The 22,613-nt window shown below is 42.6% G+C and carries 24 protein-coding genes; 3 read left to right on the forward strand and 21 right to left on the reverse strand.

Annotated elements, in window-relative coordinates:
- Positions 1-67 precede the first annotated feature (67 nt).
- Genes rimI through CLHUN_RS15470 form a run of 4 tightly spaced genes read right to left on the reverse strand, consistent with a single transcriptional unit; the run spans position 68 to position 2,898 of the window.
- Entirely contained in the window at positions 68-523 is a 456-nt protein-coding gene (gene rimI / locus CLHUN_RS15455; protein ID WP_080065531.1) for a ribosomal protein S18-alanine N-acetyltransferase, read from the reverse strand.
- Positions 524-540: 17 nt separating this feature from the next.
- Positions 541-1,230: a tRNA (adenosine(37)-N6)-threonylcarbamoyltransferase complex dimerization subunit type 1 TsaB gene (gene tsaB / locus CLHUN_RS15460; protein ID WP_080065532.1), complete on the reverse strand. Its 690-nt coding sequence runs from the start codon at positions 1,228-1,230 to the stop codon at positions 541-543.
- A complete protein-coding gene (tsaE, locus tag CLHUN_RS15465) occupies positions 1,230-1,715 on the reverse strand; it encodes a tRNA (adenosine(37)-N6)-threonylcarbamoyltransferase complex ATPase subunit type 1 TsaE (RefSeq protein ID WP_080065533.1) in 486 nt (161 codons plus the stop codon). Before tsaE ends, tsaB begins: the two co-directional genes overlap by 1 nt.
- Positions 1,708-2,898 carry an amidohydrolase gene (locus CLHUN_RS15470; protein ID WP_080065534.1) on the reverse strand — a complete coding sequence of 397 codons (1,191 nt, stop codon included), beginning with the start codon at positions 2,896-2,898 and terminating at the stop codon, positions 1,708-1,710. Before CLHUN_RS15470 ends, tsaE begins: the two co-directional genes overlap by 8 nt.
- A 246-nt stretch (positions 2,899-3,144) precedes the next feature.
- On the opposite strand from CLHUN_RS15470, the gene CLHUN_RS15475 reads away from it, so the two are divergent.
- Both CLHUN_RS15475 and CLHUN_RS15480 read left to right on the forward strand, forming a co-directional pair.
- On the forward strand, positions 3,145-3,630 hold the full coding sequence (locus CLHUN_RS15475; protein ID WP_207559174.1) for a metal-dependent transcriptional regulator: 486 nt from the start codon (positions 3,145-3,147) through the stop codon (positions 3,628-3,630).
- A 91-nt stretch (positions 3,631-3,721) separates the two neighbouring features.
- Positions 3,722-3,928, forward strand: a complete 207-nt coding sequence (locus tag CLHUN_RS15480) for a hypothetical protein (RefSeq protein WP_133051117.1) — start codon at positions 3,722-3,724, stop codon at positions 3,926-3,928.
- A gap of 96 nt (positions 3,929-4,024) precedes the next feature.
- Here the strand turns inward: CLHUN_RS15480 and CLHUN_RS15485 are convergent, their stop codons facing one another.
- Positions 4,025-4,441: a VOC family protein gene (locus CLHUN_RS15485; RefSeq protein WP_080065537.1), complete on the reverse strand. Its 417-nt coding sequence runs from the start codon at positions 4,439-4,441 to the stop codon at positions 4,025-4,027.
- A gap of 290 nt (positions 4,442-4,731) precedes the next feature.
- On the opposite strand from CLHUN_RS15485, the gene CLHUN_RS15490 reads away from it, so the two are divergent.
- Positions 4,732-5,988 (forward strand): Nramp family divalent metal transporter, encoded by a 1,257-nt coding sequence (locus tag CLHUN_RS15490; protein ID WP_422785066.1) that lies wholly within the window; start codon positions 4,732-4,734, stop codon positions 5,986-5,988.
- Positions 5,989-6,036: 48 nt separating this feature from the next.
- Here the strand turns inward: CLHUN_RS15490 and metG are convergent, their stop codons facing one another.
- The 16 genes from metG to CLHUN_RS15570 all read right to left on the reverse strand — a co-directional run bounded on the left by metG (position 6,037) and on the right by CLHUN_RS15570 (position 22,446).
- A complete protein-coding gene (gene metG / locus CLHUN_RS15495; RefSeq protein WP_080065539.1) occupies positions 6,037-7,680 on the reverse strand; it encodes a methionine--tRNA ligase in 1,644 nt (547 codons plus the stop codon).
- A 512-nt stretch (positions 7,681-8,192) separates the two neighbouring features.
- Positions 8,193-9,203: a glycosyltransferase gene (locus CLHUN_RS15500; RefSeq protein WP_080065540.1), complete on the reverse strand. Its 1,011-nt coding sequence runs from the start codon at positions 9,201-9,203 to the stop codon at positions 8,193-8,195.
- Positions 9,204-9,243: 40 nt separating this feature from the next.
- Positions 9,244-10,575 (reverse strand): oligosaccharide flippase family protein, encoded by a 1,332-nt coding sequence (locus CLHUN_RS15505; RefSeq protein WP_080065541.1) that lies wholly within the window; start codon positions 10,573-10,575, stop codon positions 9,244-9,246.
- Positions 10,575-11,612, reverse strand: a complete 1,038-nt coding sequence (locus CLHUN_RS15510) for an NAD-dependent epimerase/dehydratase family protein (RefSeq protein WP_080065542.1) — start codon at positions 11,610-11,612, stop codon at positions 10,575-10,577. The genes CLHUN_RS15505 and CLHUN_RS15510 overlap by 1 nt, the downstream gene beginning before the upstream one ends.
- Before the next feature lie 21 nt (positions 11,613-11,633).
- Complete coding sequence (locus CLHUN_RS15515; RefSeq protein WP_080065543.1) at positions 11,634-12,317, reverse strand: hypothetical protein; 684 nt, start codon at positions 12,315-12,317, stop codon at positions 11,634-11,636.
- Between the two features lie 38 nt (positions 12,318-12,355).
- The gene (locus CLHUN_RS15520; protein WP_080065544.1) at positions 12,356-13,390 is read right to left on the reverse strand and encodes a radical SAM/SPASM domain-containing protein; all 1,035 of its coding nucleotides are present in this window, start codon (positions 13,388-13,390) and stop codon (positions 12,356-12,358) included.
- A 63-nt stretch (positions 13,391-13,453) separates the two neighbouring features.
- On the reverse strand, positions 13,454-14,902 hold the full coding sequence (locus CLHUN_RS15525) for an NAD(P)/FAD-dependent oxidoreductase (protein WP_080065545.1): 1,449 nt from the start codon (positions 14,900-14,902) through the stop codon (positions 13,454-13,456).
- A gap of 319 nt (positions 14,903-15,221) precedes the next feature.
- Positions 15,222-15,908: an ABC transporter permease gene (locus CLHUN_RS15530; protein WP_080065546.1), complete on the reverse strand. Its 687-nt coding sequence runs from the start codon at positions 15,906-15,908 to the stop codon at positions 15,222-15,224.
- Positions 15,905-16,768, reverse strand: coding sequence for an ABC transporter ATP-binding protein (locus CLHUN_RS15535; RefSeq protein ID WP_242656535.1), 864 nt, complete (start codon positions 16,766-16,768; stop codon positions 15,905-15,907). The genes CLHUN_RS15530 and CLHUN_RS15535 overlap by 4 nt, the downstream gene beginning before the upstream one ends.
- Positions 16,761-17,252: a hypothetical protein gene (locus CLHUN_RS15540; protein WP_080065547.1), complete on the reverse strand. Its 492-nt coding sequence runs from the start codon at positions 17,250-17,252 to the stop codon at positions 16,761-16,763. Before CLHUN_RS15540 ends, CLHUN_RS15535 begins: the two co-directional genes overlap by 8 nt.
- A gap of 1 nt (position 17,253) precedes the next feature.
- Complete coding sequence (locus tag CLHUN_RS15545) at positions 17,254-17,694, reverse strand: LytTR family DNA-binding domain-containing protein (RefSeq protein ID WP_080065548.1); 441 nt, start codon at positions 17,692-17,694, stop codon at positions 17,254-17,256.
- A gap of 116 nt (positions 17,695-17,810) precedes the next feature.
- A complete protein-coding gene (locus tag CLHUN_RS15550; RefSeq protein ID WP_080065549.1) occupies positions 17,811-18,650 on the reverse strand; it encodes a flavodoxin family protein in 840 nt (279 codons plus the stop codon).
- On the reverse strand, positions 18,647-19,222 hold the full coding sequence (locus tag CLHUN_RS15555; RefSeq protein WP_080065550.1) for a TetR/AcrR family transcriptional regulator: 576 nt from the start codon (positions 19,220-19,222) through the stop codon (positions 18,647-18,649). The genes CLHUN_RS15550 and CLHUN_RS15555 overlap by 4 nt, the downstream gene beginning before the upstream one ends.
- Positions 19,223-19,324: 102 nt before the next feature.
- Positions 19,325-19,921 (reverse strand): hypothetical protein, encoded by a 597-nt coding sequence (locus CLHUN_RS15560; RefSeq protein WP_080065551.1) that lies wholly within the window; start codon positions 19,919-19,921, stop codon positions 19,325-19,327.
- Positions 19,922-19,931: 10 nt separating this feature from the next.
- Positions 19,932-21,257: an AAA family ATPase gene (locus tag CLHUN_RS15565; protein ID WP_080065552.1), complete on the reverse strand. Its 1,326-nt coding sequence runs from the start codon at positions 21,255-21,257 to the stop codon at positions 19,932-19,934.
- A 271-nt stretch (positions 21,258-21,528) separates the two neighbouring features.
- Complete coding sequence (locus tag CLHUN_RS15570; RefSeq protein ID WP_080065553.1) at positions 21,529-22,446, reverse strand: helix-turn-helix domain-containing protein; 918 nt, start codon at positions 22,444-22,446, stop codon at positions 21,529-21,531.
- Positions 22,447-22,613 lie beyond the last annotated feature (167 nt).

Below are 22,613 nucleotides of genomic sequence, written 5' to 3' on the forward strand. Positions count from 1 at the left end.
GTGTGCAAAACACACAAAAAATAGTTATAAAATCAAGCCTTCCATTTTTCTTGCCCAACTGCCGGTTTTAACGGTCCAAATGCTTCCACATGATTATGGCGTCCTCTCCGGTATCGGAATAGTAGCCCTTACGGATTCCCTCAGACCTGAAGCCATATTTTTCATATAGCTTCTGCGCCGGCAGGTTGCCTCTCCTGACCTCAAGCGTCAGGCTCAGGATTCCATTTTCCCGGCATAGCTTAAGGAGTTCATCCATTATGCGGCAGCCTGCTCCGCAACGCCTGAATTCAGGGTGTACTGCTATGTTTGTAATATGCCCTTCATCAAGTATGCGCCATAAGCCGCCATAGCCTATGATTTTCTTTCCGGAAACCGCAACTACGTACACCGCCATATCATTTGTTGTCATTTCGTCGATGAAGGCGTTCCGGGACCAGGGTATCTTAAAACTCAGATTCTCAATGGTCATTACTCCGTCCAGGTGTTCTTGGGTCATTCTCACCACTTCAATGTTATCAACCATTCTGCTTCCTTTCGAAATCAGCCCTTTTCTCTTTCAGCCTGGGATTTTCTCAGGTAGAAAGGCTTCATATCGTAACAGCTCTCCAGGCTTCCGCCTTCATACAGCTTGGCTGCAAGGGCCGCAACAGATGCCGCCCGGGCTTGCGCCGTATTGGGAGGTGCCATGGAAAACCTTTCTCCAAGCCTCCCTTCAAAGAAGGAACGGTGCATGGCTGCCGCATCTCCAAGGAAAACCACATCCTCCTTCATAGCAGTTAAAATATCCGCTAATTCATTAATATGTATTCCCAGGTAGTCTGTGAGCCTTTCCAGCTTATCCCCGGAAATTTTATATGCTGCCGTAAATACCTGATTGTTTCTTGCGTCCATGACAGGGCAGAGCACTGCCTTTGAAGACGGCAGATTGTACGCAAGTGCGTCCAGAGTATAAACGCTGATTACAGGCTTCTGTGCGGCAAAAGCCATGGCCTTTGCCGTAGTGACGCCTATTCTGAGACCGGTAAAGGAACCGGGGCCGATGGAGGCGGCAAATGCATCCATATCCGCCGCCTTCAAGCCCGACGCTTTGAGCAGGCTCTCTATCATGGGCATTAATCTTTGAGAGTGGGTCTTCCCTTTGTTGCAGCTATATTCACCTGTTATTACGCCATCTTCCAGCACTGCTGCAGTAGCGACATTTGTGGATGTGTCCAAAGCCAGTATTTTCATTATGTGTCTCCAAAAAAGTTTGTTGGTTGTATTTCCGCCTCATAGCCTGAATATCTTGAACCCGTGAAATCCACCGAGATTTCTCTGATATCAAGGCCCTTGCCGAGGTTCTTCCTGATTACCACCCTGATTATTTCCCGGGGCAGGATTTCCGAAATCAGCTCTCCCCACTCAATAATGGTAATGCCGTCACCATATATATATTCGTCAAAGCCTATATCAAACATCTCCTCGGGGTCTGCTATCCTGTACACATCAAAATGGTACAGCGGAAACTTTCCCTCATATTCATTCACCAGCGTGAAGGTAGGGCTTGTGATATATGAGGTTATTCCGAGGCCTTTGGCTATTCCGTTTGTCAATGCGGTCTTGCCCGTGCCCAGGTCTCCTGAAAGGCAGATAACATCACCCGGGTTAAGTATTGCGCCCAGCTTCCTTCCAAATTCAACCGTTTCCCCGAAGGAATGAGTTTCAGTATTAATCATTGCCGGTCCTCTCAAATATTACTTTCCCGTTAATTATGGTTTTTTGCACCTTGCTCATCAACTCCAGAGGATTTCCGTCATATATGACTATGTCCGCGTCTTTGCCCTTTTCTATTGAGCCTACCCGCTGTGCTATCCCGATAATTTCCGCGGCATTTATTGTAATGGCCTTAAGCGCTTCCTGCGGCTCCATGCCCTCCTTTACTGCTATGGAGGCGCAGAGACACAGATGCTGTACGGGAACGCAGGGATGGTCCGTCATTATGGCCAGTTTTATGCCCTCCTTGGCAAGTATGCCCGGATTTTTAAGATTCTGATTCCTGAGCTCGATTTTTGACCGGTCTGTGAGCATGGGCCCAACAATGACCGGATATCCTGCTTCTGCAAGCAGGTCTTTTATCAGATACCCTTCGGTACAATGCTCCAGTGTGATTTTTATATCAAATTCTCTGGCAATCCTTATTGCCGTAAGTATGTCATCAGCTCTGTGAGCATGGGCCTTGAGAGGCATCTCACCCTTGAGCACCTGTACCAGGGCCTCAAGCTTGAAATCAAATTCCGGCTTATCCAGTTCCTCGGTATTTTTTTTGTACTCCTCCCACTGTTCCTTGTATTCCCTGGCCTTGAAAAGATTCTCCCTCAATATTGCGGCTGTGGCCATTCTGGTCATTGGCGACTGGTGTTTTTCATTGTACACCGTCTTGGGATTCTCTCCGAAGGCCACCTTCATGGCAACCGGCTGCCTTATCAGCATTTCGTCCACACTGCGCCCAAAGGTTTTGAAGGCGGCAAACTGTCCGCCTATGACATTTGCACTTCCGGGCCCCGTAACCACGGTGGTGACTCCCGCCTCATATGCCTCAACAAAGGCTCTGTCGGCGTGGTAAACAGCGTCTATGGCTCTTAATTGCGGAGTTACCGGGTCTGTGGATTCATTCCCGTCATCTCCCTCAAAGCCTACCGCATCCTCCCACATTCCGATGTGGCTGTGGGCATCGATAAGTCCCGGTAATACAAAGCCTCCCCCGCAGTCTATTTTTTTCACATCCGGCTCAAGCAATGCTTCAATTTCCTTTATGTCCCCGCCTACTGCAATTATTTTGTCATCCCCGCACAAAATATATCCATTTGTATATTCCGCTCCTGCCATTGTTTGTATCCTGCCATTATATATTAAAAGCATTTTTTCCCCCGCAGTTTTTATTATCCCATGTTCTTAAAGTTTCCTGTTTCCGCCCGCCGTATATGACAGCCTGATTCACAGGTAACTTTTTTGGCATTTTAATTTTATTATATTATGGTTGCAAACACAATATATAATCTCAACCCTGCCGGAATACTGCCCCCCGAATGCTGCAAGTTATATATCCCAAGTTTTTGAATATATTATCTATGGGAACCTTATTTCATAAAGGATAGTGAACAACCGGTGGAAGAATTGTCAAAATTTCACACAGTGCGCGGCTACCAACTGCTTTCACAAAACAAGAACCTTCTCACTTCCGCTATGGAGGACTATCTTGAGATGATTTACAGAAACAGCCTGAAAGAGGGGTATATGAGAATCAACACCCTTTCGGAGCTTTTGAATGTTGCAGCCCCGTCTGCCACAAAAATGGTTCAGAAGCTGAGCAAATTGGGACTGCTGGATTACAAAAAATACGGAATAATCTTTCTGACGGAAAATGGACGTGAAATAGGTAAATTTCTTCTGGAGAGGCACAATACCATTCAGGAATTTCTTGGAAATCTGGGCGTGTCGGAGGATATCCTCACAGAGACCGAATTGATTGAACATTACGTTTCTCTTGCCACTCTTAACAAGATCGGGCTTTTTAACAAATTCCTGCTGGATAACGCCGACATCAGCAATAAGCTGACCGCCTACATCAGGAGCAAAAAACCGTATAAATAATGCTCTCGGGTATTCTTTGATTTATTTGCACCAAAATTAATTCCTTGTTATATATGACCGCAGTTCTATAATAGGCTTATAAGCAGATTTGATGTTTGTTATGGAGGTGCATGTTATGCTTGACTGCGGCTATTGCGACTATTACTCCCAGGAGAAGGGGAAAAAGGTATGTACGTTTACCGGACATTTATTTTTAAAGAACCCTTCGGATATGGAAAGTTATCCTTGCCGGAATTTAAGTTACCAGGAATATCTGATAAACCAGCAGACAAAGGAGCAGTCCGAAATTGTTGCGTAGGCTTACTTTTTTTGACTGTCATCATATGAGAAAAGTGCGGTTTCCCGATGTGAAACAGCACTTTTTCCATATATATTCCGCTGTTTTGATTTGTACTCAGGCATCTCTTTGACTAAGCTGCCAACCTACCCCGAACCGGTCGATGACAAAGCCGTAGCACTTACTCCAAAAGGTTTCCTGCAGTTCCATCTGCACGGTTCCTCCCTGGCTGAGCTTGTCAAACATGCTTCTGACCTCCTCCGCATCGTCGCTTAAAACCGTAAGGCTTATGTTATTCCCTGTCTTGAAGTCCATTCCCGGCATAACATCTGAAAACATCACGGTTCCGCCTTTTATATCGAGGAAGGTATGCAGGACAAGTTTTTTGGCGTCTTCGGGGATGGGAAAATCGGGATTGGCAGGTGTGTCTCCCATAAGCATTATCTTTTGCTTCTCCGCCTTAAAAACCTCTGCATAAAATTCCACAGCCTCCCTGCAATTTCCGTTAAAGTTTATATATACCTGTAACGCCATATTCAGCTCTCCTTTATTATGATAATATTTCTGATTTTTTTGTACATATCTATTGTTCCTGTTTTTTTTAATATCATTCGGACGTACGTGCAGTAGTGGTTTTCCGCCGTTTCGCAGCTTTTTTTGTCTTATATTTCAGATGTAACACTTTTTTTATTCTGCACATATTTTAAGATTAGGTAAACGAAATTAGTCTAAGCTAAAGTTATTAGCTGAACGCAAACATACCATGAGGTGCAATTATGTTGGAAGAAAGTTACATACCCTCAGCCGGAACCAAGTCCGATTCCATGGGTATAGAAAAAATATTTACAGTAAAACGCCAGCCCTTTTCAAGATTCCAGACACTGCTTAAATTTCTGGGCCCTGCCTTTATTGTGAGCGTGGCTTATGTCGACCCCGGCAACTTTGCAACCAATATCAGCGGAGGTTCCAAATTCAATTACAATCTTGTCTGGGTCATCCTCTGGAGCAATATTATGGCAATCTTTCTGCAGTCCCTTTCCGCAAAGCTTGGAATCGCAACGGGCTATAACCTTCCTCAGATGTGCGGCAGGGTTTTTTCCCGCAAGACAAACTGGGGTCTATGGGTAGTGGCCGAGCTGGCCGCCATGGCTACTAATCTGGCGGAGTTCCTTGGCTGTACCCTGGGCCTTTATCTGCTTTTTCGCATTCCCATGCTCTGGGCGGGCCTGTTAACGGCAGTGCTGACTTTTTTTATAGTATATATGGGAAAATACGGCCAGCGGATGCTTGAGATCATTATCTCAGTATTGGTGGCAGTTATCTGCATTTCATACACACTGGAGGTTTTTCTGGCGAAACCCGATTGGACACAGGCGGGGCTTCATGCAATAATCCCGTCACTGCCGGGAGGAGAAGCCGTCATGATAGCAGTGGGCATGCTGGGAGCTACCGTAATGCCCCATGTGATTTACCTGCACTCCCAACTTGTACAGCAGAGAAACGGCAATCACACCGAACAGCAGAAAAAAAGGCATTTGAGAATGGAGCGGATAGACATCACCGTGGCAATGAATATTGCTTTTATAATTAATGCAGCCATGGTGATTGTCTCTGCCGCGGTATTCTATCGCAACGGCATGGCCGTAGAAACAATAGAAGAGGCACACAGGTCACTGTCACCCTTGCTGGGAGCCGCCTCAAGCGGAGCTTTCGGGCTGGCGCTGATTGCCTCCGGCTTATCCTCCTCAGTGGTGGGAACAATGGCAGGCACAACCATAATGCAGGGTTTCGTGGGCCTGAAAATAAGTGACAATATTACAAGGCTTGTAACCATGCTGCCGGCCATGCTCATAATTATCCTGGGGATAAATCCGATGCAGGCGCTGGTAATAAGCCAGGTTGCTCTGAGCTTCATCCTTCCGGCCGCAATAATCCCCATGCTGATAATAACACGGCGCAGGGACCTTATGGGTTCACTTGTAAACAGGTCCATAACCAATGTTGCAGGCTGGATCATTGCAGGCATTATAATCGTCGCCAACGCAGTACTGCTGTTCCTTACCTTCAGCGGCGGCATGTAATCCAAAAAGGAGCTGCGCACTTGTATTTTGTGCTGCAGCTCCTTGAAACTATGCTTGAGACAGCCTTCTTACCTCTTCCTCCACTCTTTTTTTATCAATTCTCTCAAATAATATGCCTGTCTCAGGCAGGCAATAGCCTGCGGGCACAAATTGCCGCCTCCAGCAGTCCTTGAGCCCCAGCCAGCTTTGAAGCTTTTCAGAAGAAAAGGGGATAAACGGCTTAAGCAGCACTGAAAGATTGGCTATGATCTGCAGGCAGTTGAAAATCGTGTTCCGGCATTCTTCAGGCGCTGTAGTCCTGGTCTCCCAGGGCTTGTGTGTATCAAAATACTTGTTGGACCACCTGACGAAATCAAACAGGACATCCAGTGCTTCCTTAAATGCACCGTTTTCTATTCTCCTGCCGGTATCTTCATACAGCTCCCCAAGCTTTTCAGATATTTCGCAATCAATGCCGCCTCCGGGTATCAGCCCCTCAAAATATTTTGCAACAAAAGCCAGATTCCTGTTTGCGAAATTACCATATGCCCCCAGTAATTCTCCATTATGGCTGTTTACATATTCTCTCCACGTAAAATCCGTATCCCTTTTTTCAGGGCCGTTGGTTATCAGAAAATATCTGATGGAGTCGGCATGGAAGCTGTCCAGCATATCCTTTACCCAGACAGCATGCTTTTTGCTGGTTGACAGCTTTCTACCCTCCAGAGTCAGGTATTCACAGGATATAATTTCGTCTGGAAGCCGCCAGCCGGCTCCGTTTGCCAGCAAAAGCCCCGGCAGTATTATTGAGTGGAAGGGAATATTATCCTTTCCGTGAACATAGTAGTGTTTTGAATTTTCTCCGAACCAGAGTTCCTTGAAATCATCCCCCCTGCTTTCTGCCACCTGCAAGCTGCCTGACAAATACCCAAGTACATTTTCCGCCCAGATATAGATTTTTTTGTTGTCATAACCGGACTTGGGAACCTCAATGCCCCAATCTAAATCTCTGGTGACAGCCCGGTCTCTCAAACCTTCATTTATATATTTTTTTGAAAATGCCAGGGCATTTTTTCTCCAGTCCGGATGTCTGCCGATATAGGCTTCAAGTTCTCCGGACAGTTCTGAAAGCGCCAGGTACAGATGCCTGGTCTCCCTGAACTCCGGTGTGGCCGTGCATACCGAGCAGTGCGGAGCCACCAGCAGCTCAGGTTCCAATACCTTGCCGCAGGAATCGCACTGATCCCCTCTTGCAGCCTGCCCGCACTCAGGGCACTTGCCCTCCACAAACCTGTCGGCCAGGAAACAGTTGCATACGGTGCAAAAAGCCTGGGGAGCGCTCTTTTCATATATATATTTTCCTTCATACATTGTACTGTGAAAATCTTGTACAAACTCCCGGTGCTCTTCTGAAGATGTCCTGTCATATGAATCAAAGGTGAAACCCAGACGTCTGAAGCATTCCTGAAACTCCTGATGGTAGAAGTCGCTGATTTCCCGGGGCGTTTTTTGCTCCTGTCTTGCCCTGATAGCCACAGGCGTTCCGTGGCAATCACTGCCCGACACATAGAACACCCGGTCTCCCTTTGCCCTGTGGTATCTGGCCAGTATATCTCCCGGTATAAGCGCCGAGACCCTTCCAATATGGAGGGAACCGTTTGCATAAGGCCATGCGCCCCCTATCAATATATTCCTGCATTCTTCGTTATTCATTGTATCCTCCCTTTCGGTGCCTTTCAGCGGCACAAATACTTATTTGAAATCTGAAACAAAAAAAAGACAATAAAAAACTCCCACCTCCGAAAATATTATTTTCGGAGACGAGAGTATGACTTCGTGTTACCACCCCAAATTTACCCGCGCCTCACAACACAGGCCTCATCAAGTACGGATGCTGAAGCTGCAAACAAGTTGCGGCTGTGTTTCACCTTATACTTTATCACTATAACGGGTGAGACCGTCGCAGCCTTATACCCGTATGCAGGTGTTCGGTGCGCAACTCCAAGACCATATTCAGTACCTTCAAGCTATATCCTCTCTCAGCAACAGGACTCTCTGTGAATGTATCGGGTACCTACTCTTCTTTTCGCAGTCTTTACAGTCATCTCATAAAAATAGAAACAAACTCTTTTTTTGAGACTTTATTCAATCAAATAACTTTTTTATATTATATGCCAGCTATAATTTTGTGTCAACGCATTTTCCGGCTTTTCTCCGACCACTTTTCAGTTAATCTTTTCCTGCCGGCCGGCAGCTTCACAGCAGACACTCTTATGTCCGGCGGGAATATAGGAAAATGGATTCAACGCCATTTGCAGGACAGCTATTCCCTTTATCACCCAAAGCAGGAAGATTACAGGTGAATAAAAAACGTATAACGGCTTGGTTCTCAGCCAGGGCTTTATTGTGAATATCATTCCCAGACATCCGAAGGCAGGCAGCGCAATAAAAAACGACAGGAAGAATAATATCCTGTACCAGATATTGAAGCATCTGGCAGAAATATTTCCGCCCATCTGAAGAAAATAGATATGCTTTCCCCAGGAATACGCATGTTTGAATACTCCCTTTGCGGAATCCCTGTCATAATGCCTTACGGCAGGTTGTGGAGAAAAATATATTTTTTCACCTGCTCTGCGCAGTTCACTGATTAACGCAACATCCTCTCCGGTTTCCAGACATTCATTGAATACCTTATCCCTCAGAGGCAATTTTGACATTTTAAAGCTTATATTTGCAGAAGGCGGAGAATAAGACCTGTTGAGCTCCCGGACCGCTCCTGCCGGAACTGACGGAGCCCAGCTCATAATCCTGTCAGCCACAGCCCAAAAGCCCTTTCCGACTCCATTTATTCCCGCACCAAAGCAGGCTATATCAGGGAATGCTTTATGAAGCTCAATATGCTTCCGGATAAAATCCTCAGCTACTTCACAATCACTGTCCAGCATTATCAGGATGTCCACATTATTTGTCCTGCACCAGCTTATGGATGTATTTCTGGCCGCCGTGACTCCCATATTTTTTTCATGTTTTACATAGAAAGCATTGTTCCGTTGAAATAGCTGCCTTTTCAATACCGAAGCCTGAAACTCCTGGCTGCTGCCGTCATCAACCAAAAGCAGCAGAATATTGTCCTGGTCCAATTGTTTCTCCAACCTGTCCAGGCAGCGGTTAATCAGGTCAAGCCTGTTGTAGACCGGAATCGCAATACATGTAGTCAGTTGAATGTTTGCCATCTTGTGTTATTTCCTTTCGATTTATACTCACATACAGCTCTTATCTGGGGACGCTTTCCTTTATCATGGCGAAGCCGTACGAAAAAATGCATGAAACCTTAATCCCCAACTCTTTCTTTAGCATAATCAATCCGGCCAGCAGCCCGGACAAAAGATTGAGGTTTGTAACAACGGCAACAGCTACCATTGAATCGAATACCCTGATAGCCCAAATGTCACCCACAATATTAATTACCACCATAATAGAAACCTTTATAAAATTAAGCTGCGGCCTGTTTATGCTGTCCAGCGTAGTTCCGGTAATGCTGTCTACAGGCAGTATCAGACCGTATATAAGCAGTATATGGAAAATGTGGAGCACCGTGGGATTGCCCATATACCCGGCTCCCCCGAAAATCCATATCAAATACGGCGCAAGCAGGTACATCAATCCCGTCAGGGGTATGAACAGGTACGTCAATACGCCGGCGTATCTGTAATATATGTTTCTTGCCATGCCATAATTTCCGTCAGAGCTGGCTCTTGATATTTTAGGAACTATGACTGCAATAAACCCCATAAGGGGAACATTTAAAATATCAATCAGTCTCAGAGGTATTACAAATAGTGCCGCATCCGACTTCGTCATCAGAAATGCAATAATTATTGCGTCAGACTCTCTGAGAATATTAAAGCCGATATACGTTCCCATGGAATACTTTCCGTACATTATAAGCTTCCTGATTTGAGCCTTTTGAAAATGGAACAGGTGTATTATGCCGGACCAGCTTTTAAAAAAGCATATGAATGCGTTTATCATATGAGAAAGCACATATGCAGGCACAACGTACAGGATATCCAATTTCATCCGCATGTTGAGCAGCAGGAACAGCACGAAAAATCCCATCCCTGCGGCTCGTAGAACGAGTATGCCCGCAAACCGGTTTTCGCTCTGAAGTATTGCAAGGCTCTGGTTTACAGGGAGCTTAACCAGAGCCAGCACCGGGAAAAACAGCAAAAGCAGGGTAAGCCCGTACTGTCTTTCGGCCAGATGTGTCAGTCTCAATATACTGAAGGACAATACCGACAACGCGAAGATTATAATTATCTGAATAATCCATGAGGAACCGGTCAATTTAGCCTTTTCACAGGAGTCAATTGATTCTGAATGGAATTTGACCAGCGAAAAGGAGCCTATTCCAAAAATCATCCTGTCAATAAGTGTAAAGCCGGAATAGAAGATAATCCACTCTCCGAAGGTTCCCTGAGAATAGGTATGAGCCATCAGAAACAGTACAGAAGCCTCAAACAGTGCAAAGCACCCGCTGCCCATGAGAGACAGGAAGTTTTCATTTTTATATACCGCTTTCAGGGCTGCAAAGTTCCTGTCCATTATGAAAACCACCTGAGCAAATGTATAATTCTCATATTTTCAACCTTCCTGTGGGGCGATACTCCCTTTCTGCCATCAATTTCGTTTTTGTTTTCATGATAGTAGCAGTACGCTTTGTACAACATCTCCTCGTTTGTCAGACTGGGCTTCCAGCCCAGAACTTTTTTGATTTTGGCAGTGTCGAAAATAAAGCTTTCCGCTATCATTTTATAGTGATATGGCCCCATGGGAGACAGCCTGAGCTTAAAGGCAACCTTCATTCCAAATAGGGTTAATTTCTTTGGAAGACTCTTGATTCTGGATTTTGAACCGGCCTTTTCTATTACATAGCTGTATACTGCGTTAAAAGACTTAACATTGTCAGAGCCAATATTGAAAATCTCCGTTCCCTTGTGGTGGACAGATTTCAAGCAGGCATCAGCCAGGTCTTCCGCGTATATGAACTGATAAAAGTTATTTCCTTTCCCGACGACCCAGATTTTTCTGTTTTCATATATGAATTGAAAAAGAATTCCCAGGAGTCCAAGCCGGCCTGAATCAATAATGGTGGGACAACGTATTATTACACTGTCAAACCATTCTCCGCATGCAAGCAGTATTTTTTCCCCTTCCAGCTTGGTCTTTCCATAAAGTTCCACCGGACAGGGTGCATCCTCCTCTACAATCGGCCTGTCGAACCTGTTTCCCCAAAGGCAATTTGAAGAGGTAAAGACCACCTTTTTTATACCATATTTTTTTGCAAGGCGCGCAATATTTTCCGTACCTTCCACATTGGTCGACCACAGCACCTTTTTGCTGTTTATTCCATGGCCCAAAATCGCAGCGCAGTGAATAATTGCAGTAATTTTATGTTGTCCTGCTATCCTGTCCAGCCCGCTGAAGTTTCTTATATCCTCCTGATAATGAATGACACTGGAATGTTCAAACTCCGAGGGCACAATATCCACGTTGATGCATTCGTATCCCTCACCCGTCAAATACCTTAACAATATTTGACCAAAAAAACCCGAACCACCGGTTACTAAAATTTTATCCATTCTGAATCTTCCTTTACCGAATTATTTATTAAATTCATTATTTTCCAGCACGCCCTTACTTTTCAGCAGGCGTTTCAGAGGATTGTTCTTAGAATATGCAAGGTATAGTATAAGAGCTATAATTACAAAGTGAACGGCTATAAAAATATAGGCCTCATTTTTGGTCAGGACTCTCCCGAGAAAAACTGTCATGTGGTTTGCCCAGTCCCAGTTTTCAGGAATTTGATACCCTGGTACAATGGCAATTCTCACATACTGGGAAGTTAAATCTTCTATGCCTGAAATCATAAATATAATGGATATTGCTCCAAAGATACCCACATCTTTGCTCTTCATCCCTCCGCAGCGCAATGCAAACGCCAATGCCAGGATTATAAACGGAGTCAGGAGTTGCAGCAGCAGGTAAAACTCTTCATAAGTAACCTGCTCTATGAAGTAGTAAATAAGTTTTGCAACTCCATAGCAGAAGAATACACCAAAGGCCGATACGCAAAACAGCAATTTTACAGGGGTACTGATCTTTTCAAAGGGGAAGAAGCATATGGCCATGATTGCAAAGACGAAGGGCACGAGTTTAAAGAAAAAGACACCCAGGTTGGCAATTTTCAAGGCGTGCTCATCCCAACTCAATATGAACAGAGCCGCGGCACCGGCAATCAGTACACAAAACACAGAAATTAAAATATCTTTCACATTCTTAGTCATAATTTAACCTCACTTAATTTATTTTTAAAAATTTATAACTACTTGCTGAACAATGTCCCAAAGCTTTTTCCGGGACAGTTTATGCATATCTTGGGAACCTTTCCTGAAATAAGACTGGCCCTGAATTCACTATATGGGACATCATTCCATATCTCACTGAAGGACTTTGTGTTTAAATTGCCCATGGGCCATTCATTGCTGTAGTCATAGCAGCAAGGCAGTACGGTCCCGTCAGAAAGAACAACGGTGGAGTTCCACGGTCTTGTGCAGAGTTTCCGGGTGTTTTTCCCGCCCTGCTTCAATCTCAGATTTTTCTTGGTTGGAAGATATTCCTCAAGATTATCCCCTCTATAGCTGAAATACTTGATAACATAATCATCAACCCCCAGATCTTTTGCGAAAGCTTTAATACTGGAGGTGCCCTCTATTTCATCCGCATTGTTTTTCATAAGAATAAACTGTACTGAAACCCATGGCTTTGACAACTTAAAGGTATTTCTTCTGAGTATAAAATCCCTGACATTATTTTTGAGTATTGATAGTTCTCCGCCTTTTCTGTAGTACCTGTATGTTTCTTCATTGATGCTGTCAACGGAAATACTCATTTTGTCAGGCAAATATCCTGAAACACCGGTGTTCCCGTTAAAAAAAGCCTTTTCGGTAAGCTTATCCAATAGCTGCGCATTGGTGTGCATTTCCACCAGAAACTTTTTATCTACCGCGCACTTGATCATGTGCTCTATATTTTTATTCATAAGAGGCTCTCCGTAATTCCACAGCGCAAGATAAAAGGCATGGGAAGACAGGCTGCCCACAACCGAGGAAAAAAAGTCCGCCGTCATATCGGGCCTCATGCCCAAAGTGCCTTCAATCACTGCCGGGCACATAGGGCATCTGAGATTGCACTTGTTGGTAGGCTCTATCATCACTGCCATAGGACGGGCTTTTGCACGGGGAGCCGGAAAAATCCTGTCTATGAGATAAAGCAAAAAATTGAATATTCTTGGAAGGGAGATTATTCTTGCAAATCTCCACTTCAAGCGGTTTACTTCCGTGAAGGTTCTTTTAATCATATATGATACTCCTGTTCTGCCTGGTGTTGATTTAAGGCAGTATTGACTTGCCGGGAATTTACTTTATGGTACAGGTACAGCCTCTTTATTTTCGGTCAGGGGTTCTGCATGTTCTTCATGATATTCTTCATCGGTGTTTACCGACCAGGTATCGTATATGTATGCACCGGCCTCTATGTTTTTTGCCGCATATAAGCCTGTGGCAATAGAGTGGTCCATGTTGTTGTATTTAAAAAGTCCGTAACGCCCCACCAACTGAAGATTCTTTATTTTCCTTACATGTTTCTCTATAATGTCCATGTGCTGCTTGTAATTCAAATCATATACGGGATATGCCTTGGGTACTTTTACAATGCAATAGTCAATTATGTCCGAGGACTTGCATATCCTGATTCTTTCAATTTCACTTGAGGCCAGCTTGAAAAGCTCCTGGTCAGACATATTCCACAATTCATCATTTTCCGTACAGAAATATTCAAGTCCCAGGGAGGTCTTTTCCTGGTCGGGAACCATATGCCTGCTCCAGTTCTTAAAGTTCTGTATCCTGCCGAGCTTAACCTCAGGAGAGTGGATATATATCCAATTATCAGGGAAAAGCTGTTTTTGGTTGACTATTATATCTACTGTTATGATGCTTCTGTAGCTAAGCTTGTTTACAGCGTCCAAAACCTCTTTGCTTGAACACGGGTTTATTATTTTGACAAGCTCGGTAAGCGGCATGCTTGATATGAAATCGTCACCGTGGACAACACTTTTTTCACCACTTTGGCGGGATACCTCTATGCTTTTCACCACGTCACCTTCAACATTGACTGCCGTGACTCTTGAGTTCACATGCACCTTGTTCCCCAGTTCTTCTATCTTCTCCTTCATGGCGGTGTACATCATACCCGGGCCATATGTGGGATAATCAAACTGATCTATCAGGGTTTTTATTTTGGACCTGTTCTTTTTAAAAAAAGCATTTTTGATGGTACTTACCAGAGAAAGACCTTTGATTCTCTGCGCCGACCACTCCGCCAATATGGTAGAGCACGGAATTCCCCATACCTTTTCCGTATAGGTCTTGAAAAAAATTGAATACAGCTTTTTTCCAAACCTGTTTGACACCCATTCCTCAAAAGTATCTTCATTTTTATATGGAAAAATTTTTATCCATATATAGCTTGAAATTATCAATAAGGTTTGCAGCATACCTACACCAAATAAAGCGTTTGCAGGAGTTATAGGGTAATTGAAGTATTTATTCCTGTAGTAGATTCTTGATAACCTGGGAGTTTTCCTGAAGTCCTGGCCCAAAATTTCATTCCATAAGCTGTTTACATCCTCCATTTTAGTGAAGAACCTATGTCCTCCAAGGTCGAAGTAATACCCTTTATATTCTACTGTTTTACTGATTCCGCCTACCTGGCTGTCACCTTCAAATATTTCTACAATATTACGGTTTTTTGAAAGCTGGTAACCTGCCGATAATCCCGCAGGCCCTGCCCCAACAATTATGGTTTTCTTCACGTTGCTACCATCTCCCTTTATGAAAATGTCATATGTCCCAGTAAAATGTAAAATATGCTCCTAAAATGCAACGTAAATTTGTTAGATAATGTATAAAATAATAAAATGCTGTAACATACTAATAGATTATCTCAAAATTTCTTTAATTTGGCAATATTTTATAGGTTATATGTAAATAAATTGATTTAAATAGGGCTCAGGGTCTTACTGCCTTATGGGCAGCAAGACCCTGAGCCCTGCCAAATAGCCTATATGCGGTTTTTAATACCGTCACTGCCTTCCGGTTACACACTCGCTGCTGACTGTTATTGCCAGCTAACTACTCCTCTGTTTTCGTTCTCCTGTATAGTACCACGTACAATCCCATTATAAGCACAAGATTGCCCAGACAGATAATGCCGGTTTCCGCCGACCAGCCCTGCCCGTATATCATATTGCCCACCTGCTGTCCGTAAAGATACTTTGAAACACTTTCCAGCCCTTTATTAAAGTATGAAAGCATGGGAAGAAAGGAAAAAAACAATCCCAGCGGAATTGCCAGGCCGTTTGCCGCACTTGAGCCCTTTGAAAAAGTGCCTATGCACATGCCGAGGATTATCGACACAGCGCTTCCCATAATTGCCCCAGAATAATAAAGCCCCGGGTCGATTCCGCCCTCTCCCGCCATGAAAATAAAGGTGCTTCCTGAAATACAGTCCAGAAATATTATGAATATCGCCGTGCTCAGAAAGAATTCCGTGGAGGTGATTCCAGACATTCTCAGCACCCGGAGGGTATTTTTCTCTTTTTCTTCCGAAATCATATGGGCCGAGACAACAATAGGCGTAAATACAAAATGCATTGTGGCAAAAACCGAAATAAAAAAGCCTTTTTCTACGTTTATGGACTGTGTCATAATAAACCCTACTGCGGGATATACCACAAACAAAATCAATACCTGTATATTTTTGATTACATCCTTGACATTCTTGGACAATATGGCAGTAATGTGATTTATCCTCATCATGCATCCAGCCCCCTTCCTGTCAGCCTGATAAATACGGTTTCCAGGTTGGGTTCGGAGGAGTGGATTGTTTCAACCAGCTCTTCCCGGAAGTACCCGGAAATCCTGTCCGAGCCCGCAGGACTGTTTGGTATTCTCACAGTCTCACCGGTCTTCAGGGTAATTTCAATAATGTTTGTTTCATTATATTTTCTGCATATGTGGTCGGGAACTCCATATTCCACAATTTTACCGTCATTGAGCAAGGCTATGTGCCCGCACAGTTTAGCGGCCTCCTCCATGTTATGGGTTGTCAGGAAAATAGTCGTCCCGTTTTCCTGCAGCTCCCTCAGATATTCATGGATTTGTCCGGCAGTGACCGGGTCCAGGCCCCCGGTAGGCTCATCCAGAAACAGCAGCCCCGGGCTGTGAAGTACCGCCCTTGCCAGCAGCAATCTTTGCTTCATGCCCTTTGACAGTCTTCCCGCGGGAGTATTCAAGGACTCCTCCAGTCCGACCCTTTTTAAGACCCAATGCAGTCTTTCACTTTCCACCTTGAATATACCTGCAAACAGCTTCAGGTTATCCTTGCAGCTCAGCCTTTCATATATTCCGCAATTATCCATAACCATTCCCACCTTGCGGTATATGTCCTTTCCCAGGTCGGAGCAGGGGGTGTTAAATACCTTTGCTTCACCAAAGTACTTCAACTGTCCCGTCAATATCCTTATCAAGGTGGTCTTTCCCGCTCCCGACGGGCCAAGAAGCCCGAATATTTCTCCGGAGCGCACGGTCAGGCTGACATTGTCCAGAACCTTTTTTTCACCGAAATACCTGACCAGATCTTTTACCTCCACACTGTTCATACTCTCAATGCTAGTCATCCTTTTCCTCCAATCCATGCTCAAGGCGGTACCGTTTAAAGCCTTCCTCATACTTTCTGCTTTCCAGCCTGGCCTTCAGATAAATCACACCCAGGCTAAGTACAAAGCAAACTGCAAAGGATATGAGGAATCCACCCCAGGCGTGGAGATTATCCAGGGGGAACCACCCGAATATGCCTGCAAAGGCGGCCATGACAGGTATAACGGATATGACCATGCATACTGTTCTCCATAGTGCCATCATATTCCTTATCAGTTTCTCGGAAAACCAGAACACTTTTACCAACTCCAGAACAAGTGCCGCCGACATAAACTGTGCTATGGTGTCAACAGCTATTCCCTCACTTCCCAGCTTATACAGTGAGGATATTGTTCCGGCGTCCGTTCCGAATAAATAGGTGGTCAAGGTGATGCAGATTATCATTATGGAAAATGTATTAAATGCCTCTGAGAAAAAATCAAATATTGTAAACTTCTTATCCATATCACTTCACCCCCAGCTTCTTTTTTACAAATGGTGCATACTGCCTGGAAACATAGAGCTTTTCATTGTTGCTCATGGTCAGCAGTATTCTTCCGTCCAGGTCTGATTTCAAAGCCTTTATCTGGGCAAAATTCACGATGCAGGATTTGTTCGCCCTGAAAAATTCAGTGCCGCTCAACTGCTGCTCCAATTCGTATAGGCGCAGTGCGGACTCGTATACATCTGTCTTTGTATAAAAAAATGTCTTCTTGTCCACAGTGTCCATATACAGGATACTGCCAGTGTCCAGAATATGTATATGCCCGTTCTTCTCCCCGGTAAGCTGCAGGTCCATGACCCTTATCAGAGAAACCAGCCTTTCAATTTCTGGCGTCAGACGGTTGCAGGTAATGTTTATTTCGGTGTCTTTTACACTGTTGTCGGTCCGAATGTTTATCTTCATTTGCCGACCTCCATTCATCTATATAATATCCGCGGGGCTTTTTGCTTTCAAGTGCACAAAGGCCAAGTTGCGGATATCAATTACCAAGTTGCAGGTGAAGTATTGTGAGTTTTAATTTACATATCAATACGTTCTGACGGAAGCCCTGTTATTTCCAGTGATTTTTTGTATGTGACAATACTTCGTTTCCCAAAAGTTTTTCCCAGAACATAAAATATGCCTCCTACAGCCTTCTGGATTATGGTGAGAGGTATGTCAGTGTCATATGCCCTCTTTTGTCTCCGGGGCTCAATCCAGTAAATGCCATCCTCTGTTTCATATTCTGTTCCAGGCGCATAGTTTACGCCCATACCCCTGAATAAATTATAGGGTATCAAAATACTTGTGGAGGGATAATGTATTTTTCCACTTGCCACATCCTTATAGAATCTGTCCGTGGCTTTTTTAATACGGCTCTTATGCTTTTCTCCAGGGGCATAGGCATTCCAACTGGCTGTGCCGAGGCTCAGCCTATAGCAGCGGTTGAAGCCAATTCCCAGGAGCGTGCCTGCAATGCTCTTGGCGGCACTGCCTCCGCCCACCCCTCCCACCGAAGTGATTACCAGGGCCTTTCTTGTGAAGAATCTGGGTCTGTGCAGCAGGTAGCACATATGGTCTAAAAGATTTTTCAGCATTCCGGTTTCCCTGAGATTGAAGGTGGCAGATGCCACAATAATACCGTCCGCACCGTCAAATGCATTTAAAACCCTGATGAGCTTTTCCCAATGAGGGCAGTATTGTCCTCCAAGTCTGAAACAATTGCTGCAGCCTATACAAAAGGGAAGCTGCAGTTCTGAAAGGTGAATTTCCTCAAAAACCGCCGCAGCATCCCTTTCCAGCAGCCTCTCCCTGGCCAGCCCGGCTATCTTCCACGTATTCCCCCGGCGGGTGCTTCCGTTTAGTATCAGATATTTCATATACTCCTACCTCCACAGATTTTTTCAATTATTTCTCCCAGAAAAGCATCTCTTTCTTTTTTGCAATAAAAATCTATTCCCATACTCTCTTTGAATACATCCTTCCGCAAGAAGGCAGCCTGCATTATTACGGTTATGGCGAAGGCCTCCAATTTGGCCTTCCCGCCGGGTTCTTCTCCTGACAGACCGCGTTCAAAGCCTGCAGCCGACCTCATGGTATTATCCATTGCCTGGGGAAAGTTCAAGTCATTTAAAATGGATACCTTTGAAATCTGCCGGTTTTCCATAAGAAAATCCATGACCTGCCCTGCAGTGTACTTTGTCCTCTCCACAGGCGAATTGCTCTGTATATCTTCCGGGCGGAAGGAATGGATTACATTGCTTATAATCCTCTGTACGCATATTTCAATCAGCGTGTCCTTCTGACCGAAATAGTGATTTACAAGTCCGGTGCCAACCCCGGCCTGCTCTGCTATTCTACGGATGGTTATCTTTTCAGTGTCCCCGTCATACTCCCGGATAAGTTTAATTGTATTTTCAATGATTTTTTCTTTTGTCTGTTCTGATTTCATATTTTCTCCTTTTTGAACATTGTTCAATTTTAATGTATAAGAAAAGCTGCCGGATGTCAAGCAGCTTTAGATAATTGTTATGTAGTGTACATATATTTACTTTTATACTTTTCCTAGGCAGAACTCAACAAATTCATCCATATTTGTTTCCTTTACTTTCTTTAAATTACTACAGAAATTATTAAGTTCCGAGGCCTCGCTTATAGTATATTTGCTATTCGTCGGGAAAATCTTAATATATTCTTTCTTTCGTTCAACACCCTTCTTTTCAAATGGAATTTTTGCTTTTACTAATACAGATTCCAAATCTGGAGTATCATATATTGGAACAATATAATCATATGCCCAATGATCTTTAAACATTGATTTACTTATATATTCTGACTTTCTTTTGTCTGTACAATCATCTGTATCCATAATTATAAAAATCTTGAAATCAGGAGATAACTTCTTTTTCTTATTGATATACACTATTTCGGCATCATCAAAGTGAGTTATAAAGTCATTAAATGACCTAAATCTTGAATCATTTAAAATATTTTTTAAACTATTTATTTGTATTGATTTTTCTCCCTTTTTCTCACTTACCACCTCCATTTTTAACCTCAAGTTAGACTTGATGTAATCACATATCTGCTTTTCTGATTTTCCATGAACGATGACTACAGCTTTTAAATAGCAGGGTTTTGATTTTACCATATCTGCCCCCCTACTCCATCATATCTAGCAATTCTTCAAAATCAAGATCTCTAGTGACTGGTACTCCTCCATACATTCCTTTTAGATATCTATTGCGATAATTTAAATTTGGGTGCACTCTATCTTCAAATTTAACAATTGGAACCAATTCCTTGTTTGCATCTTTGTCGACAACAAACGTATAAATATACTCTGCATCAATATCCGATTCCAAAAGCATAGTATTGTGAGTAGTGATTATTAATTGACCTTTGATTGAATCAATAAGATTACATAAAATATTATTAACCAGCAAATCATGGATACCGGTATCCAGCTCATCAATAATGACGGTTTCCCCTTCAACACTCATTAATAAAAAGGGTATTATTCTCAATAGATATTGCGTTCCCGTAGATTCCAATTCATAATCAACATCAACAATTTTTCCATATATTAATTTTTTGAAAAACAAACTATATTTTATATTTTCATCTACTACTTCTCTTTTGTAATAAGCTTCCTTAATATCAGAGTATGCCAATGTGAAGAACTCATTTACCATTCTTTCCGCATTGTTTAATTCATTTTCTTCTGCTATACTTATTGTTCCATTATCAAGAACACCTAACATTCTATGACTGATACCCATATTGCCTCTTTCTGAACGAAACCCTGATTTTACCCGGATAGACATGGACATAAATGAAGCAATAACGTCATAAAGACGTTTATTAATTTTTCCCCTAACATACCCCTCTGCTTTATCTTCAATTTCAAACACGAGCATAGATAAAAAAGTATGCTTTCCATTATATTTCTCTAGCAAATTATAAAATTCTTTATAATAGGTATTATCATTAAATATCTTTTCATTAATTGTTATTTTATTTTCAAGGATTTCAAAAAATACATTCCTGTTTTTGTTTAAAACGTATTCTAGCTTTTCATGAACTACTTTGCTATTATCATATTCAATCAAATACTTCCCACTTCTGTTGTTTATTACAAATTCAAATTCAAGCGACATATTTTCATTCGTATTAATAGTCTTGCAACTCCTGATTATTGCTTCTGTATCACTTAAATTTTTAGAGATAAACATTCTAAGACCCTCATTAGACATTATATCCTGCGAATCATCATGGCCATCCAATAATTTTTGTAATGCTGTTTTTATTGACATTGTACGCAACGATTCACACAATGTATAAAATACAGTTGAAAAGTTTGATTTACCTACTCCATTTTCTCCATAAATAATAATAAGAGGTTTAGCTTCTTTCTTTTTTGCAGACAAATCTACCTCTAAATTAATAAGTGATTTGTAATTTTTTATTTTAACACTCGTAAACATTTCATCACTCCTCCATGCATCCTAATATCAATATTATATGCATTTATGTTATAAATTATAACACTTTTTTAAAAAAACATCAACAGATTTGTTTGTTTTTTACTTTACAATTACACCTGTTTTCTATCCGATTTAAATGTATTAGTATAAAAGGACAGGTATATTTGTGTTATGTGTAAAAAATCAATATATTATATCAAAAATGAATAATCTTAAATATACAATCAAACACATAAAATATGGTCTTTAAAGTCTCCTGCCCCTCTACTCCTTACGTAAAATAGCTCATAAGTTCCTTATATCTATCCTGGGCCGAATAACATGTATCCAGCAGATATCCCCTCTCTTCCCCGAACTCCTTCAGCCCCCGGTAATAGAACAGCTTATGCTCTTCGTCAATAATAAAAGGTGCTATCCCATTTCTCAGACACTCTTTAAAAATAATCATCCGCCCCACCCTTCCATTTCCATCCTGGAAGGGATGAACAGCTTCAAAACTGTAATGGAATTCAATAATATCTTCAAAGGTTACTTTCTGAAGCTGGCTGTAATCAATGAGCAATTTAGCCATCTCACCCTTTACCTTGGAGGGCGCCGCTGTCTTTCTGTTACCTGTCATGTTAGGCTTTTTTTTGTAATCGCCCACATTAAACCATTCTTTCCGGCTGTCCGAAGTATTGCTTTTCAATATTCTGTGGAATTCCTTGATAATAGCCTCCGACAATTCCCGGTCTGCCGTTTCCAGCATATAATCAAAGCACTGAAAATGATTTATGGTCTCCACAATATCATCAATAGACGCTGTTTCATCCTTTTCTGTAACAATGGAATTGGTTTCGTAAATATATCTTGTCTGATCCTCTGAAAGTTTGCTCCCCTCAATGCGATTGGAGTTATATGCCAATTTTATTTGGGTCTGATGATATATACCGCCTTTGAGCTTCATTGCCTTCTCTTCCCTGAGCTGCTCAAGCAGCGGATTGTCAATCCTGTTTTCCATCTCCATTATATCACCCGGCTGGCAATTCAAAACCTTGCAGATATCTTCAATAATTTTTATTGATACATTTTCATTTTTGGAAAGCTTCGCCATTGTGGTGGAAGACATACCTATACGTTTTTGTAATTCAGTTTTGGAAATGTTTTTTTCCGAGAGCAGTTTAAAAAGCTTTGTATAATGAATTGCCATTTAATCACCTTCCTTTAAATTATTATACCCCTTTTCTTTACAAATATAAAGCCTTTACAAAATATGTTTACTTTTATAAAGAAAATATTAATATATCTCCAAATAACATTTTGAAGGAAAAGTTAAAAATTACTGCCTGTGACACGGGTAGCTTTTATTGCTGTCAG

The organism is Ruminiclostridium hungatei (assembly GCF_002051585.1).
In the GTDB taxonomy this organism is placed as follows: domain Bacteria; phylum Bacillota; class Clostridia; order Acetivibrionales; family DSM-1351; genus Ruminiclostridium; species Ruminiclostridium hungatei.

Bases quoted from the DNA above. Each gene is read 5' to 3' on its own strand.
- CLHUN_RS15480 (WP_133051117.1), top strand. From the start codon at position 3,722: ATGTTTGTTATGGAGGTGCATGTTATGCTTGACTGCGGCTATTGCGAC.
- tsaB (WP_080065532.1), bottom strand. From the start codon at position 1,230: ATGAAAATACTGGCTTTGGACACATCCACAAATGTCGCTACTGCAGCA.
- CLHUN_RS15515 (WP_080065543.1), bottom strand. From the start codon at position 12,317: ATGACTAAGAATGTGAAAGATATTTTAATTTCTGTGTTTTGTGTACTG.
- CLHUN_RS15505 (WP_080065541.1), bottom strand. From the start codon at position 10,575: ATGGACAGGAACTTTGCAGCCCTGAAAGCGGTATATAAAAATGAAAAC.
- CLHUN_RS15535 (WP_242656535.1), bottom strand. From the start codon at position 16,768: ATGACTAGCATTGAGAGTATGAACAGTGTGGAGGTAAAAGATCTGGTC.
- CLHUN_RS15490 (WP_422785066.1), top strand. From the start codon at position 4,732: ATGGGTATAGAAAAAATATTTACAGTAAAACGCCAGCCCTTTTCAAGA.
- CLHUN_RS15530 (WP_080065546.1), bottom strand. From the start codon at position 15,908: ATGATGAGGATAAATCACATTACTGCCATATTGTCCAAGAATGTCAAG.
- CLHUN_RS15570 (WP_080065553.1), bottom strand. From the start codon at position 22,446: ATGGCAATTCATTATACAAAGCTTTTTAAACTGCTCTCGGAAAAAAAC.
- CLHUN_RS15565 (WP_080065552.1), bottom strand. From the start codon at position 21,257: ATGTTTACGAGTGTTAAAATAAAAAATTACAAATCACTTATTAATTTA.
- CLHUN_RS15545 (WP_080065548.1), bottom strand. From the start codon at position 17,694: ATGAAGATAAACATTCGGACCGACAACAGTGTAAAAGACACCGAAATA.
- CLHUN_RS15520 (WP_080065544.1), bottom strand. From the start codon at position 13,390: ATGATTAAAAGAACCTTCACGGAAGTAAACCGCTTGAAGTGGAGATTT.
- CLHUN_RS15540 (WP_080065547.1), bottom strand. From the start codon at position 17,252: ATGGATAAGAAGTTTACAATATTTGATTTTTTCTCAGAGGCATTTAAT.
- CLHUN_RS15510 (WP_080065542.1), bottom strand. From the start codon at position 11,612: ATGGATAAAATTTTAGTAACCGGTGGTTCGGGTTTTTTTGGTCAAATA.
- CLHUN_RS15555 (WP_080065550.1), bottom strand. From the start codon at position 19,222: ATGAAATCAGAACAGACAAAAGAAAAAATCATTGAAAATACAATTAAA.
- tsaE (WP_080065533.1), bottom strand. From the start codon at position 1,715: ATGATTAATACTGAAACTCATTCCTTCGGGGAAACGGTTGAATTTGGA.
- rimI (WP_080065531.1), bottom strand. From the start codon at position 523: ATGGTTGATAACATTGAAGTGGTGAGAATGACCCAAGAACACCTGGAC.
- CLHUN_RS15500 (WP_080065540.1), bottom strand. From the start codon at position 9,203: ATGGCAAACATTCAACTGACTACATGTATTGCGATTCCGGTCTACAAC.
- CLHUN_RS15550 (WP_080065549.1), bottom strand. From the start codon at position 18,650: ATGAAATATCTGATACTAAACGGAAGCACCCGCCGGGGGAATACGTGG.
- CLHUN_RS15485 (WP_080065537.1), bottom strand. From the start codon at position 4,441: ATGGCGTTACAGGTATATATAAACTTTAACGGAAATTGCAGGGAGGCT.
- metG (WP_080065539.1), bottom strand. From the start codon at position 7,680: ATGAATAACGAAGAATGCAGGAATATATTGATAGGGGGCGCATGGCCT.
- CLHUN_RS15470 (WP_080065534.1), bottom strand. From the start codon at position 2,898: ATGCTTTTAATATATAATGGCAGGATACAAACAATGGCAGGAGCGGAA.
- CLHUN_RS15560 (WP_080065551.1), bottom strand. From the start codon at position 19,921: ATGGTAAAATCAAAACCCTGCTATTTAAAAGCTGTAGTCATCGTTCAT.